This window comes from Paenibacillus sp. B1-35 (genome assembly GCF_050474385.1).
Taxonomy (GTDB): domain Bacteria; phylum Bacillota; class Bacilli; order Paenibacillales; family Paenibacillaceae; genus Paenibacillus_B; species Paenibacillus_B alvei.
Window position 1 is genome coordinate 105,729 of the sequence record NZ_JBCHVJ010000008.1, and the last position, 14,083, is coordinate 119,811.

Here is a 14,083-nt window from a genome sequence, read left to right on the forward strand (position 1 = left end):
TGTAGCAAGTATGGTATCGTTTTCAGAATCCCATAATCCGCAAACATCGTCTAAAATTCGCAAGTGAATTTTAAGAGAATTCTAGTTTTATATATAATTGATAGAAAACGCAACATAGTTCGTTAAATGGTAGTTCATTAGAAGGGGATATATATAGTTCTGTAGAATTATGTAAATAACTGTGGGGAATTGTTGTTGAAAGTAAAACTTTATGGGCCTATCAATAATTACTTTAAATAACTGAGGAGAGGTTTAATTGATTGAGAAGATTCTGTTAAAAGACGTAGCTTCGTATAATGGCACAGGTGTCACTCTAAATCAATTGAAAAAGATATTATTTATGGAAATAATGGTTCAGGGAAAACCACTTTATCAGAACTAATTCGAAATTCAAACGACTTTCCAAGCTGCTCTATTGATTGGCAAGGTAATATAAAGATGGCAACCTATGTGTATAACCGTAATTTTGTGAAGGAGAACTTTTTCCAAGGTAATCCTATTAAGGGGATTTTCACTCTAGGGAAAGACTCTGTGGATGCACAAACAAAAATTAGTGACTTAAAGGAAAAAATTAAAAAGCATGATGAAGAAATTAGTACTCGATTAGCATCTGTAGAAGATAAAAAGAGGGAATTATCTGAATTAGATCAAAAGTTTAAGGAAGATTGCTGGAGACTAATGAAAAAAGTAGAAGTCGATTTCAACGAGATGCTTAAGGGAGTTCGAAATTCTAAAGAAAAATTTATGGCCAAATGTATTGAAGAATCAAATTTGAACAAACGGGAACTAAGATCATTAGAAGAGATTAAATCTAAAAAGCAAAGATTGTATGATCGTAAAGATGAACCTATTACTAAGCCGTCGTTGATTAAATTTGAATCGGATATTGAATCTAATCCTATATTTTTAAACAAAATTATTGGTAAAGAAGACGTTGATTTAGCTGGACTAATCACGAGTTTGCAAATCAGTGACTGGGTAAGTCAAGGGATTATGATCACTAAGAAGACAAACGGTATATGTCCATTTTGCCAGCAATCGCTCCCTAAATTTTTTGAGGAAAAACTGAATAATTATTTTGATTATACATATGAATCGCAAATTAAAGAACTAAGTGATGTATCTGAACAGTATATTCAACACATTCTGTATATATTTTCACAAGTTGAGAGCACATTGGAGAATGAGAATAATACGTTTATTGATCAGGTGAAAGTGCACAACTTATTAACTCTTATACAATCTAAAGTCGATGAGAACAAACTATTAATTGAACAGAAAAAGAAAGAACCTAGCAAGAGTATTAAGCTGGCGGGAATATCTACGTTTGTTGATAGTATCAATGAGGAGATTATTAAATCTAATAAAGAGATCGATGAGTTCAACAGGTTAATTGAAAATAGCCGCCTAGAAAAAGAAAATTTAATCCGTGACATGTGGCGTTATATTGTAGAAGAAAATCGAGAAAGCTCAGACAGTTACAATTCAAAGAAAGCAGCTATAGAGAAAACTGTAGGTGGTCTAGAAGAAGCCATTGCGAAGAAGAAACAATATAAAGATGGATTTGAAAAGGAATTGTGTATTTATCAACAACAGATTACAAATGTGGAGCATTCCATCAATCAAATAAATAGTATATTGAAAGCATTTGGATTCAATAACTTCAAACTTGCATCGGCCCCAGGGGAAGGGAATTATCAAATCGTGCGTGAGAACGGAGAAGAGGCTAATGATACACTAAGTGAAGGGGAAAAAACACTCATCACATTTTTGTATTTTATTCAACTCCTAAAAGGAAGTAACGATATTAGTGAGATAGTAACTAATAAAGTTGTTGTTATAGATGATCCAATATCGAGTCTAGATAGTACGGTTCTATTCATGGTTAGCAGTCTGGTTAGGGAAATAATGTTTGATTGCAAAGAAAACAAATCGGATATTAAACAACTATTTATTCTCACGCACAATATATATTTCCATAAGGAAGTATCGTTTAGTCCGAATAAGAAGAATTTGGGTGATGATACATATTGGATATTAAGAAAGGTTAACAATGTAACATCTATCCAACCGTACCCGAAGAATCCCATTAAAACATCATATGAATTGCTGTGGAAAGAACTGAAAAATCCCCATAATCGAAATATAATTTCCATTCAAAATATAATGAGAAGAATTCTTGAGAATTACTTCAATTTTTTTGGAAACATGGACATAAATGATTTAGAAAAATATTTTGAGATGGAGCAAAAAGTAATATACCGCTCATTATTGTCATGGTTACATGATGGATCACATTCTATTAATGAGGATCTATATATTGAAAGTAACGGTGAGGCACTAGATAGATATAAAGAAGTATTTAGAGAGATATTTGTTAAAACTAATCATTATGGACATTATGAAATGATGATGGGGAATGTAACAGAGTCTGCAAATAAAGCTGAACAAAATCAGGCTGCTCGTGAGGGCATAAAAGTAATCGTATCTGGTATGCAGGAGGCAGCAAGTGCCGTTCCTACAACGACTTAATTGGATTCTTAGATGTAGCTAATTCAGAGATCGTAAGATGTAATAGTATCATGTACGATTTAGAGACTTTGATAAACCGCAAAGCTTCATCAAATTGTTCGATGGAACAAGGCTGAGGCAGCTTGTACAAGTTGTTACTCGGGTTAAGGAGAACACGATTACTGTAATTGGGTGAGGCCATCATATTGTTTATTACTTCAATATAGAAATATACTACTCCATTCATAGAGGTGACAAATGACTAAGAAAATGTGGTTGGTTCGTGCTGGTGAGGGGGCCTATCTGATTAATGAATTCAAGGACAAACAAGCTGTAGCGATTGGATGGGGGGAATTAAAGGATATTAGCAATGTAACCTCGCTTCAAGACATCAAGACGTTGCTGAAATCTAACTATCCAGAATATAAAGACGGTAAGATTAATATTACAGCAGGGCAAATTTATAGATTTGTCTCTGAGTTTCAGATAAATGATGAGGTAATTACCTACAACCCTGACGAGCGTCTTTATTATGTAGGTGATATTACATCAGATTATATCTATAACTCAGGAACTATTACAGATAAACCTCATGTTCGTAAAGTCATTTGGCAAAGTACTGTATCACGGGACTCATTATCTGCTAGTGCTAGAAACACACTAGGATCTATTATGACGATTTTCGCGATACCTGATACAGTGAGAAATGAGATATACAATCAGTTAGGTAAGAAGCCGAGTCCACAGGAAGAGGGAAAGGAAGAAGAAGCAGCTGAATTGGATCTCATTAAAGAAGATGTTATTGAGAAATCGAAAGAGTTCATCAAGGATAAGATCGTTAACCTTGATTGGGAAGAGATGCAAGAGTTAGTCGCTGGTATACTTAGGGGAATGGGGTATAAGACGAATATTTCTCCCAAAGGCCCGGATCGAGGGAGAGATATTCTAGCCTCACCAGATGGCTTAGGATTAGAAGAACCGAGAATTATCGTTGAGGTGAAGCACCGCACGGGTCAAATGGGTTCACATGAGATACGCAGCTTTACTGGAGGACTTCGTTCGGGAGATCGCGGTATTTATGTTTCTACAGGTGGTTTTTCTAAAGAAGCTAAATATGAAGCGGATAGATCGAATCATCCTTTGTCTTTAATAGATCTGGATTTTTTAGTTAAGCTCGTGAATCAATACTATGATCAATTTGATTCGGAGACGCGAGCATTGGTACCTTTAAAGAAAATATATTGGCCTGTTTGATTATTTGGGGTGTTTTCAGTAGATTTTTTTTAGGAGCAGCTAGTCATTAGAGGATGATCTGCTCCTTGTTTAGTTCACAAAAAATAGGGTGATAACAGAGGATAGTTAATCGTGGTTAAAGAATGACTTGAAAATAATTATAGTGAGTCTGTAATAGACACATGAAATATAGGTCAGAACCAGATGGTGTTACGTTAATTACATCCACTCTTTGATATACAATACAACAGTAGAAACCGCGTAAGCGGTTTTTGTTTTTATGACATCAAATGAAATGAAAATAGTATCGAGAGAATTAGTTTAATTTGAGACCTGGTAAATCTAGATCAGATATTTATCGTTAATAATTTAATGATAAACATTAACTTATTATTGAAATACATATATTTTCCTGTTATGCTCTAGTCATCATAATAAAGGAGCAGTAATCATATGAGCACCCTTAAAATTCAGAAAACGAGCAAAATATTGGCTGTTTCTTTGCAAATGCTGTGTATCATGCTGTTGCTAGTAACGATTGTGGAGATTGTCGCAATCCTATGGCTTGCTCAGGTGTCAGGGGATGAAATTCCAGCAGCAATAAACACGATGAGCTCTATATTGTTACATACCGACCATAGTGATTACGCCAAATCCGATCTGATTATTACATTCATTGGGGATGTAGTGAGGCTGTGTCTAATCATGGTGATACTATTTATTGCCGGGGGGATATTTAAGGATATTAGTAAGGACTATACACCGTTTGTTGCCAAGCATATGAAGCGATTGAAGCGGATCTCCTTGCTCATAGCCGGCATGGCCATTATTCCTGGGTTTGTTGAAATAGCAATGATATAAATGGTCACCCCAGCAGCCAAAGTAAATGTGTCGTTTGAGCTGTTTTATATTTTTGTTGCGGTCGTATTCTTTTGCCTAGCTCAAATATTCGATTATGGCAGAATGCTGCAACAGCAATCCGATGAAACTCTGTAAGGATGTGTGTATTATGGCTATTGTTTTGAGGCTGGACCGTGTGATGGCAGACCGTAAGATATCGCTGAACGAGCTTGCGGAGAAGGTAGGAATATCAAATGTTAATCTCTCAAATATAAAAACGGGGAAAATAAGTGCGATTCGTTTCTCTACGCTTGATGCGATTTGTAGAGTGCTTGATTGCCAGCCTGGCGACATTTTAGAGTACAAGAGAGAGGAGTAATAAGAGATGACTATTCCCATGTTGGTTTCATCCCTTATACAAGTAATTCTATTTAGTGTAATTCCTCTGGTATGCTGGTTCCTATTCGCCAGAAAGAAGCAGTCTTTTTTTGAATGGATTGGATGTAAACTTCCTGTTATCGAGAAAAGAAACAGCTTTTTCATCCTGTTCTTCTTAGCGCTTCTCTCGTTCGTATCTCTGGGGCTGATAATTACGTTGTTTTTTACCAATGACGCTGACGTTGCTGCTTCGTAATTTTATGGAGTAGGCGTTTCAGGTATAGCCGCGGCTTTGCTGTATGCTTTTATACAAACCGGTTTATCTGAAGAAATATTATTTAGAGGTTTTATCGGGAAAAGATTGAATTCTGCGTTTGGATTTGCAACAGGGAACACGGTTCAGGCGTTTTTGTTTGGTTGTTTGCACGGAGTTATGTTTTTTTCAAGAACCAGAGTTATCAATGCTGTTATCATAACGTTATTTACTGCTTTAATTGGCTGGTTTATGGGATACATAAACGAGAAATTAGCAGGAGGGTCGATTATTCCAAGCTGGATGATGCACGGATTGGCCAATTCGTTCTCAGCGATGACGATGATGTTCCAATTGTTGTAGTAAGATGATATGCCATGCGGCTATTCCGTTGGATGGATTCTAATCCCTAGATACTCTTGATATTTTGGATATTATCCTAATTAAGAAAGCGACCCTTGAACTCAAGAGTCGCTATCTGTATGTTTTGAACCTATACATTTTCATTAATTTGCACATCACTACTCAACGCACTCCATCCAGAGCCGATGTTACTCACTTTCCACCCTGTCCCAATATCGCTACTCAAAGGTGACCATCCAGAGCCAATGTCACTGTTTGATGGAGACCAACCTGTACCAATATTGCTCTTCGGTGACCATCCCGAACCGATATTGCTCACATGGTAACCTGATTCAGTATCACTGCTTGTTTTAGACCACCCCGATCCAATGTTGCTAACAAACCATCCCGAACCGATGTCAGCTAGATTCGCTGCCGAAGATGCTCCGGTAGAACCGAACAAGAAAAGAGCCATGGACATCGTGATTAATACTTTTTTCATTTGAATCCACCTCATTTAATAGAATGTGTGTGAAACGACGTTTTGTTCTTCAGAAAGTGAAATTGCCAGTTCCAACGATAATGCATTGCAGTCAAAGCCTAATTCATTTTGGCAAAAGTACAAGAAGCAGTGGTCACCTTCGAGCATAGCCATGAGCTTCTCAATAGACTCTTCTTGCTTCATTTCAATAGACGGTTACACTGAGACAGCCATGCATAATGATCTCCACATGAGGCATATTGCTGTGTTGCTTTTATAGCGCCTTCAAAGTTTTTCATTCCCTTAAGTGCAAAAGATTCATACAACCAGCCTTCTGCCACGAAGTTGTTTTGCCCTTCCTTAAACGCAACAGCTCGCAATTCCTTGGCATACTGGAGCAGCTTTGCCTAATTTTCTACGTCAATATAGTAATTTATCGAAACTTCAAGGGGGGACATGAATAATTTATTTTAAATTATAGGTAAAATGGTTCAATTATATAGTAATTAATTCCCAATAAAATGAAAATAATGGATAATATATTTTAATGTGGTAACATATGTAATGAAATCAACTATAAGGAGGAATGCAAAGTGTTCGCAAAGAGGCTTTTTTTGATTTTTGCATGTACCCTGCTATTACTCTCAACAGCACCAGTTGTCCAAAACGCGAGTGCAGACCCTATCAGTGAGAATAACGTCGAGGAATTGACAGAAAACTATCAAGAGTTGTCAGTTGTAAACTGGGTGAAAAAAGCGTTTCAATATGCATTTAAGGCAGCTCCGTGGGATTGGCTTGTTTTTAACAGGGATCCAATTATTGAAGAACATGAAAGAACAACAACTGTAAGCTCGGGGACAATTAAATTTAATACAGAGGACAGAGGGCCTACATATGTAAGAAAGGATTTGATTTTTGACGAATATGCGGGCCAAGACGCTTGGATATGGGGGTCAAGGGCGCCGTTGTTCACAGGGAAAATCGCTGTTGAGATAATCAATCAAAAAACTAATAAGACAGAGGCAGAGAAAGTACTAGAACCTCTAGCACAGCTCCAATTTGATCCCAATGATATGGGAAGCTGGTATATAAAATGGACTAATACAGAATCTAATTCATGGAATTTGTTCTTCACATATCGTCATAGATATAAGCAGCTTCCTGGGCAAAGCATTGCACCAATTGAATTCGTAAATGTTAATGATAAAAAGTATATAAAACCTTCAAATTCACATAAGCAGGAGTTACATTCATTCAATGTTAAACCTTATTATACATTAGATGAGCTTTTTGATGAATTATGGGATGAGCAACTAGGCGATTTTGTGTATGAATTTAAAAGGTTGGGTGTTGGAGATACGGTTCATTTCAAAGATAGTTTAGTAGCTGCTCATTATAATTCCGAGAAAGATGTAACGAATTTAGAGTTTAAATCATCGAAATTCGAGAATGTTTTTTGGCCGTTTAAAGGTGATTTGACTCAATTATTTAAGCCAGGAGATGTTATTGACTTAAAGTTTACCGTTGAACAAATTGATGGTCAGTTTGAAATTCTAGATTATATTCGAATGGATTACAACAATGAAGTTGCTGATATCAAAGACTTTTTAATTGAATAGCAAGCAATTAAGCCTTCCCCCCTCTTTTAGTATAGAGATAAAAAGTTCTCAAGCTGAACTCTTTATCCGTAAGCTTGAGGGGGTTGCTTGTTTTGAGTTAATTAAGTAAAACTAACAGAAAGATATTGTTTTATGTAACTATTTGTTAAAATCATAAAAGATCCCAAAATTGAGTTATTTAGTGAATTTCGATATTTAATCAAGGAGGGCTATGTATGAAGTCAGTAAAACTTCTCATCATCATGCTTTTATGCACATTACTTATTAGTTGTTCTAAAAAAGATGCTGTGGAAGGAGTAGATTTTACAAAGGTATTTGATGAGGTTATTGGTTATTTATATATAGACGATAGGCTCTACAGTCTTAAAACCAGAGATAATTTCCCGAAAGAGAATTTAGGCGAACAAATCGGTGAGGTTCATGAAATCGTTGAGAAGCCCGTAACTGATGGAGATGTGGTGTATCCAGAGGCCACTCGTACCTATGAAATTCGCAAAGGCGATAAAATATTCAGGGTAAAGGATGGCGATAAATTTCTAGTTGTTATCCAAACGAAGGATGGTTATATATTAGGTGTCATTTTTCCCACTTAAGTTTCTCTCTGTCTGTAATTCAAAGTGGCAGAGGTTATTGGAGCTTCGTTTGATGAAGAGATTATCATAAACGCCGCAGTTCGCGATAACAAGGCCTCAGGCGTTTATTTTCTTTCCTACATTACCTTTGATCACTTAAACGAAAGAGAATAGCGACCCTTGAACTCAAGAGTCGCTTTCCTGTATTGCCTTGAATCTATACACCTTTACTATACTTCTACATCGCCGCTTGACGGGCTCCATCCCGTGCCGATGTTGCTCACTTGCCACCCTGTGCCAATATTGCTCTTCGGTGACCAGCCTGTTCCGATATTGCTCAGCAGATAGCCGGCTTCCGCATCATTGCTTGTTTTGGACCACCCCGTGCCAATGTTGCTGATCTGCCAACCTGAGTCGGCATTATCCGAACTCGTTGCCAAAGACGGAACGGTAGAACCGAACAAGAAAAGAGCCATAGACATCGTGATTAATACTTTTTTCATTTGAATCCACCTCATTTAATAGGATGTTGGTAAATCGATCCCTCTGCTCCATTGATGCGTCCTTCTCATGCTCTTGAAAGGTGAGTACAGCCATCCCGACATACGACATATTTTTGAGTTTAAGGGCTAATTCCAATGTTAAGGCATTGTAGTCAAACCCGAATTCGTGCTGCGATGTTTTGAAATAGTAATGTGCCAGTGCTTGTGAAAGGCGTAATTTGTGCTTCACGTGGAAAGGGTCTTTTCTGGATAATAAATCGTCGACGTGATTGTTGTATTTCTCGAGGAATCGGGCCGCGTCTTGGAACAGGCTGTTACTGACATAGCTTTCTAGTGCAACAGGCAAAACAATCAGAAACTGGTGATCCTTTAAGAGGCTCATGAGCTCTTCAATTGGCTCGGTTTGCTTCATTTCAATGTATATATAACGCTCATTCAGCTTGGAGAGCCACGCGTAATGATCACCATAAACGGCATATTGCTGAGTGACTTGCAGTGCGCCTTCAAAGTTTTTCATTCCCATTAATGCGACAGACTCGTACAACCAGCTCTCGGCAATGTAATCATCTTGTCCTTCCTCAAACGCAATCGCACGCAGTTCCTTGGCATACTGGAGCAGCTTTGCCCAATTTTCCATGACATTGTAGTAAGTAAGAATGCGATAATAGGCATCGAGCCTCAGGGAATCAGGCAGAATAGGCAAGTATTCAATCAGTTGGCATAAGGCTTCGTTGCCTGCTCCGCTCGTATCCAAGTCTCTCAAAATGAGAAATCTTCTGTAGTAGGAGATGGCTATTTTCTCGCTGCGGCTGTATCCATTGCGGACGATGATGTCGTAGAAAGGGAGTGAGTAGTTGCGTTTGGGTGACTGGAAAATGCGTTCGGCGATTTTGAAGGCGACGTCGATCAGTTTGGAACGATTGGTTTCTTCATAGAGGAGTTGTACCAGTTGTTTGACTAGGTCATACTTTTCAACTTCAATACAATGGAGGATAAAATCGCTTGTCTTATCTGGCCGCAATCGGCCCAGTTCGTTGCAGCATTCCCCTATGAATTCTTCATAGTAGGCATGTGCCGGTAAACCAAATGCTTGATTGATGGCATGGAGTTGAGGCAGCATAAGAGACTGCTTGTTGTTGAAAATATAACTGATGGTTGAACTGTCTATGCCGGATGCCTCTGCTAACTCCTTCTGTTTCCACCCCCTTATGTTCAATTCATCTTGTAACCTGTGGCGGAGTTCCATCGGAGCTACATGAAGATTATTTGTCATGTCGTGTCCTCCTTATATAGTAATTCAGCACAACAATCCGAAATCCTTCCTGAATTGACAGAAAATTTACATTTCTTGTTGTTTTTTAGTATAGGCGAAGATGAGGAAAATGGCGAATTGACATCCGGTTGAATTCGGATACTTTTTTTGTCGAATTTTGAAAAAGTTGCGACATGTAAGAGGAGACGTTGGAGTCACAGAAATTAGGCGTTATAATTCAATCTAAGATAAATCTTCATTCTCCAGGGGACAATCAAGTTAGCCTTCTATATGATTTACCGGTAAAAAGTCTACTGAAAATAGATGTCCTATTAGTAAGCAAAACTACTTTTTAGATAAAGGAACCCATTCCCATGCACAATGACTATCAAACTAGAATCGAGAAAGTCATTTCCTACATCCAAGAAAACAGCCACCAGAAGCTTAGTCTCGATCAGCTTGCTGGGGTTGCGAGCTTTTCCAAATATCATTTTGCGAGAATCTTTGCGGCACATGTCGGCATAACGCCTATGGCATTTGTGAATCGGGAGCGCTTGCAGAAGGCGGCACACTTATTGGCCGAAACGGATCACACGGTACTGGACATATCTAACATGTGCGGCTTCGAGTCGATATCCACCTTCAATGCTGTCTTCAAAAAGTACTATGGAAGCACGCCGAGCGCGGTTAGGAGCCAACTGCGAAATACGCTTCAGCAACCAATCCGGGAAAATCGCAATTTATCGGCAGAACATAGCAAGAAGCGCGAAGAGTTATCTACCACCTTTGACTACAATAGAAAGCGCAGACATCCATTACTGCGGAAAGCGTGGGATAACATGATTGCGATCAAGGAGCTCCCAGACGTTGAAGTGGCGTATGTACGGCATGTCGGGAGTTATGTGGATACTCGCGGTGCATGGGACAAGCTAGGCAGTTGGGTACAAGAGCAGGGGCTTGTCGCAAGCGAACGGTCGTTCATTGGTGTATCGTTAGACGATGGAAATGAAGTCGAGGAGTGCGCCTGCCGTTATGATGCATGCGTGACGCTGCCACTGGGATTCGCCAAGCAGGAACATAAAGACATCTTATATGGAGCCCTGCCTGGAGGCATGTATGCAGTCTATCCGTACTACGATACCGTTGCTAATTTCGTTCTCGCTTACGAAACGATGTTCCGACTCTGGCTGCCAAGCAGCGGTTATGAGGCCGATGACCGGCCTTGTCTCGAATTTTGCTTGAACGATCCTAAGCAGGATGAGGAAGGCAAGTGTAGAGTAGATTTGCATATCCCGATTCGAAAAAGGGAAGAGGCGGCATATGCGGAAGGAGCGGTATGATGGAAAACAAGCTATACGAGCACGATATTGCAGCAATAGCGTGGCAGGATAAGCATGAGCTTCTTGAACGCATTTTGCAACAGGCGGGTACGATTGCGATAACTCCCTTGATGCAAGGCATGGAAGCAGAGGCAGTTAAGGTTGCAACCGATGCAGACCGATATGTGTTGAAAATATGGAGCAGAGATTCCAAACCGGATATACGATTGCAGTACCAGGTGATAAACATGCTTCATGAACGAGGTATCTCCGTATCGAAGCCGATTGGATGGGGGATCAACGCAAGCGGACACAGTGTGCTCTTGACTACCTTTGACGGCGATCCGCTGCGAGATGGCAACGCTCAGACCATGAGGGAGATTGCGAATTTATTAGACCACATACATCGCATTTCTCTAGAAGAAATAGATATGCATACACGGCTTCCACGATACAATTTTCGCGATTATTTTTTCCCAGGTATGCATGAGTACCCAGATTTGTATCCTCTACTAGAGCAATTGGTGGAGCTGGCCTCGCCTACGCATAAAAGGATCATCCACGGTGATTTCCATCTTGGAAATATCGTAGAGCAGCAGGGTCGATTAACGGTCATTGACTGGACCAATGTGCAGCTAGGGGATCCGAGATATGATTTTGCATGGTCGCTTACGCTGCAGCAATTTTATATTCCAGAGCATTTTGCGGAAGTGTTCCGTGATACTTATGCAGCTATGAATGAAATTCAACAAGAGGAACTTGAGGTATTCCAAGCGCTGGCTTGCCTAAGATGGATGCTTCTATATCGCAATGGGGGCGTTCCAGTGGAGCCAGATACCCTAGAGAGGGTGCAGCGGTTGCTGACAAGCAATCCACATCTGCATGGGGTAACCTTCTAAAAGGCTGAAAAGATTGGAATAGGGTGGTCAAAGCAGCGATGTATTACGATCATGCGACTAATGCGCTTAAGCTGAAAATATGGAGCGGTGATACGATGAACCTGGACACAGTGTTTGGGCAATTTCCGATGCTGAAGTCAGATATGCTTATCTTGAAGAAGATTGAAGAGAATCATCTGGATGGGATCTATGAGATTTACAGCAATGATACCGTCTTTGCATATTGCGGCATTATCCCGAAGCATAACCGAGCGACCGTCAAAAGCATGATCGGGCACTTTGAGAGAGACTTCAAGAAGAGGTCGCGCATCAAATGGGGGATTTTCCCCAATGAGGACAGCGAACGATTGGTAGGCATCATGGAAGCGTTCGATTTCAATCAGAAGGTGAATATGGTGACAATCGGGTACTTTTTAGCGGAATCGGAGTGGGGACAAGGCATTGCTGCGGAAGCGACGCGCATCGTTGTGAAATTCTTGCTCGAAGAAGTGGGTGTAAACCGAATTCAAGCCGAGGTCATGCCTGCAAATGAACGTTCGAAGCGGGTGCTGCTTAAAAATGGCTTCATCAAGGAAGGGACGCTGCGGCAAGCATCGCTCTGGTCGGGAAAAGGGATAGTAGATTTAGAGATATACGGTTTGTTAAAAGAAGAGCAAGCACCAATAATTTACAATTTTATTGAAAATAAGTAATTTACAAAGTTTTAGGTTTGATCTATGATTTCATTGAAATGGATAAAACTAACATAAGAGAGCTTGATAAACTCCATTTTGTTTTCATGAAAAACATTCATGTAATGGAGGGATTGGGTATGAAAAAGAAAATGTTCACGGTATTTCTCGCGTTTTTGGTGTTCGCCGCTGTTCCGATTACGGCATTCGCATCAGGTGCGATGGTGGAGAGAATTACGAACAGTGCCGGCTATAAAGCCGCACAAACGTGGTTCAAGATGCCAGATTCCATGTATGTTGCACCAGATACCTACCCGTCGGTATTTTGGACATTCGATACGGTCGCACCGAATGGGACTTATTATAACTTGGATTTCGGATTGCAATATGCGAACGGAGGCTGGAGATTTCAATACTTCGGGGGAGCTTCCCAAGGCGGCGTAGCACGATCTGGCACAGCCTTCAATACTTGGTCAAGCTCATATGGCTCGAATTCTTGCCCGATCGGCAGTCCTTGCGCTAGCACTACATACGGTCATAGTCCGACTGTGCTAAGCTATCAGCCTGGTCAAACGATCCGCTTGGACGTCAATTTCGTGACACTGTATGGCGCCAATGCAGGAGCGGGCGTGCAGGTTGATATCTATAATGCCTCGAACAGCTTGTTGGCCCAGGCCGTCATCCCGATCGAGCAGGGATTTAAAGACGGAGCCGAAACCAAGGGAGCAAGATTCAATCGGCAATTCAATATGGTGACGACTGCTCATCACCCCGATCAATACAAGAACAATGGCTCGTATGCATATAACGCAAAGTTTTTGGACGCTTCCCTTGTGACGACGTCCGGAAGCTGGGTGAGCATGACCCAATATAATAGTTCCGCGATTGTGAAATTTGAAGGCTTCGACTCCATGAGCACGGATGGGAAAATATTTCATTGGTCAGAGCTTGCGAGTGGCTATGTCCACGATAATATCGGATACAGCTTCAGGTAATGTTCTGCGTACAATTGAATATCGTTACGAAACAAAAGGGTTCGAGTCTCAGCACTCGAACCCTTAAAATATTTGTGGTTACCAGAAACATGCCGTGTGATGTAAGTGGTTTTTCCTCCTGTTCTTCCTTCAAATATTCACCCATTCAGCCTACGACATATTTTGTGGTTGTGAGACATTGTGTAGGGGCTCCACAAAATCCCCACCCATTCCAA

Annotated in this window: 14 protein-coding genes; 11 read left to right on the forward strand and 3 right to left on the reverse strand. The window is 40.1% G+C overall.

What is annotated here, in order from left to right; all coding sequences use genetic code 11:
• Positions 1-336: 336 nt before the first annotated feature.
• From ACQ5BJ_RS23045 to ACQ5BJ_RS23065, 5 genes are all read left to right on the forward strand, one after another.
• Entirely contained in the window at positions 337-2,532 is a 2,196-nt protein-coding gene (locus ACQ5BJ_RS23045; protein WP_430112686.1) for an AAA family ATPase, read from the forward strand.
• A 237-nt stretch (positions 2,533-2,769) separates the two neighbouring features.
• Positions 2,770-3,765, forward strand: coding sequence for a restriction endonuclease (locus ACQ5BJ_RS23050; RefSeq protein WP_430112546.1), 996 nt, complete (start codon positions 2,770-2,772; stop codon positions 3,763-3,765).
• Between the two features lie 432 nt (positions 3,766-4,197).
• On the forward strand, positions 4,198-4,605 hold the full coding sequence (locus tag ACQ5BJ_RS23055) for a hypothetical protein (RefSeq protein WP_430112548.1): 408 nt from the start codon (positions 4,198-4,200) through the stop codon (positions 4,603-4,605).
• 148 nt (positions 4,606-4,753) lie between these two features.
• On the forward strand, positions 4,754-4,963 hold the full coding sequence (locus ACQ5BJ_RS23060) for a helix-turn-helix domain-containing protein (RefSeq protein WP_430112550.1): 210 nt from the start codon (positions 4,754-4,756) through the stop codon (positions 4,961-4,963).
• Between the two features lie 291 nt (positions 4,964-5,254).
• Entirely contained in the window at positions 5,255-5,578 is a 324-nt protein-coding gene (locus ACQ5BJ_RS23065) for a CPBP family intramembrane glutamic endopeptidase (protein WP_430112552.1), read from the forward strand.
• 130 nt (positions 5,579-5,708) lie between these two features.
• Here ACQ5BJ_RS23065 and ACQ5BJ_RS23070 read toward each other — a convergent pair whose 3' ends face one another.
• Positions 5,709-6,059, reverse strand: coding sequence for a hypothetical protein (locus ACQ5BJ_RS23070; protein WP_430112554.1), 351 nt, complete (start codon positions 6,057-6,059; stop codon positions 5,709-5,711).
• A gap of 572 nt (positions 6,060-6,631) precedes the next feature.
• On the opposite strand from ACQ5BJ_RS23070, the gene ACQ5BJ_RS23075 reads away from it, so the two are divergent.
• Both ACQ5BJ_RS23075 and ACQ5BJ_RS23080 read left to right on the forward strand, forming a co-directional pair.
• Positions 6,632-7,657 (forward strand): hypothetical protein, encoded by a 1,026-nt coding sequence (locus ACQ5BJ_RS23075; RefSeq protein ID WP_430112556.1) that lies wholly within the window; start codon positions 6,632-6,634, stop codon positions 7,655-7,657.
• A gap of 215 nt (positions 7,658-7,872) precedes the next feature.
• Positions 7,873-8,250 (forward strand): hypothetical protein, encoded by a 378-nt coding sequence (locus tag ACQ5BJ_RS23080; RefSeq protein ID WP_268599354.1) that lies wholly within the window; start codon positions 7,873-7,875, stop codon positions 8,248-8,250.
• Between the two features lie 209 nt (positions 8,251-8,459).
• Here the strand turns inward: ACQ5BJ_RS23080 and ACQ5BJ_RS23085 are convergent, their stop codons facing one another.
• Both ACQ5BJ_RS23085 and ACQ5BJ_RS23090 read right to left on the reverse strand, forming a co-directional pair.
• Entirely contained in the window at positions 8,460-8,732 is a 273-nt protein-coding gene (locus ACQ5BJ_RS23085) for a hypothetical protein (protein WP_268599353.1), read from the reverse strand.
• Positions 8,650-10,005: a helix-turn-helix domain-containing protein gene (locus tag ACQ5BJ_RS23090; protein ID WP_268620094.1), complete on the reverse strand. Its 1,356-nt coding sequence runs from the start codon at positions 10,003-10,005 to the stop codon at positions 8,650-8,652. Before ACQ5BJ_RS23090 ends, ACQ5BJ_RS23085 begins: the two co-directional genes overlap by 83 nt.
• Before the next feature lie 353 nt (positions 10,006-10,358).
• Here ACQ5BJ_RS23090 and ACQ5BJ_RS23095 point away from each other — a divergent pair, with 353 nt between their 5' ends.
• From ACQ5BJ_RS23095 to ACQ5BJ_RS23110, 4 genes are all read left to right on the forward strand, one after another.
• Positions 10,359-11,324, forward strand: coding sequence for an AraC family transcriptional regulator (locus tag ACQ5BJ_RS23095; protein ID WP_430112559.1), 966 nt, complete (start codon positions 10,359-10,361; stop codon positions 11,322-11,324).
• Positions 11,321-12,202 carry a phosphotransferase family protein gene (locus ACQ5BJ_RS23100; protein WP_289354707.1) on the forward strand — a complete coding sequence of 294 codons (882 nt, stop codon included), beginning with the start codon at positions 11,321-11,323 and terminating at the stop codon, positions 12,200-12,202. Before ACQ5BJ_RS23095 ends, ACQ5BJ_RS23100 begins: the two co-directional genes overlap by 4 nt.
• Before the next feature lie 95 nt (positions 12,203-12,297).
• A complete protein-coding gene (locus ACQ5BJ_RS23105; protein ID WP_430112687.1) occupies positions 12,298-12,894 on the forward strand; it encodes a GNAT family N-acetyltransferase in 597 nt (198 codons plus the stop codon).
• A 119-nt stretch (positions 12,895-13,013) separates the two neighbouring features.
• Positions 13,014-13,868 (forward strand): hypothetical protein, encoded by an 855-nt coding sequence (locus ACQ5BJ_RS23110; protein WP_171415270.1) that lies wholly within the window; start codon positions 13,014-13,016, stop codon positions 13,866-13,868.
• Positions 13,869-14,083 lie beyond the last annotated feature (215 nt).

Bases quoted from the DNA above. Each gene is read 5' to 3' on its own strand.
- ACQ5BJ_RS23050 (WP_430112546.1), top strand. From the start codon at position 2,770: ATGACTAAGAAAATGTGGTTGGTTCGTGCTGGTGAGGGGGCCTATCTG.
- ACQ5BJ_RS23090 (WP_268620094.1), bottom strand. From the start codon at position 10,005: ATGACAAATAATCTTCATGTAGCTCCGATGGAACTCCGCCACAGGTTA.
- ACQ5BJ_RS23060 (WP_430112550.1), top strand. From the start codon at position 4,754: ATGGCTATTGTTTTGAGGCTGGACCGTGTGATGGCAGACCGTAAGATA.
- ACQ5BJ_RS23085 (WP_268599353.1), bottom strand. From the start codon at position 8,732: ATGAAAAAAGTATTAATCACGATGTCTATGGCTCTTTTCTTGTTCGGT.
- ACQ5BJ_RS23080 (WP_268599354.1), top strand. From the start codon at position 7,873: ATGAAGTCAGTAAAACTTCTCATCATCATGCTTTTATGCACATTACTT.
- ACQ5BJ_RS23095 (WP_430112559.1), top strand. From the start codon at position 10,359: ATGCACAATGACTATCAAACTAGAATCGAGAAAGTCATTTCCTACATC.
- ACQ5BJ_RS23070 (WP_430112554.1), bottom strand. From the start codon at position 6,059: ATGAAAAAAGTATTAATCACGATGTCCATGGCTCTTTTCTTGTTCGGT.
- ACQ5BJ_RS23110 (WP_171415270.1), top strand. From the start codon at position 13,014: ATGAAAAAGAAAATGTTCACGGTATTTCTCGCGTTTTTGGTGTTCGCC.
- ACQ5BJ_RS23105 (WP_430112687.1), top strand. From the start codon at position 12,298: ATGAACCTGGACACAGTGTTTGGGCAATTTCCGATGCTGAAGTCAGAT.
- ACQ5BJ_RS23100 (WP_289354707.1), top strand. From the start codon at position 11,321: ATGATGGAAAACAAGCTATACGAGCACGATATTGCAGCAATAGCGTGG.
- ACQ5BJ_RS23055 (WP_430112548.1), top strand. From the start codon at position 4,198: ATGAGCACCCTTAAAATTCAGAAAACGAGCAAAATATTGGCTGTTTCT.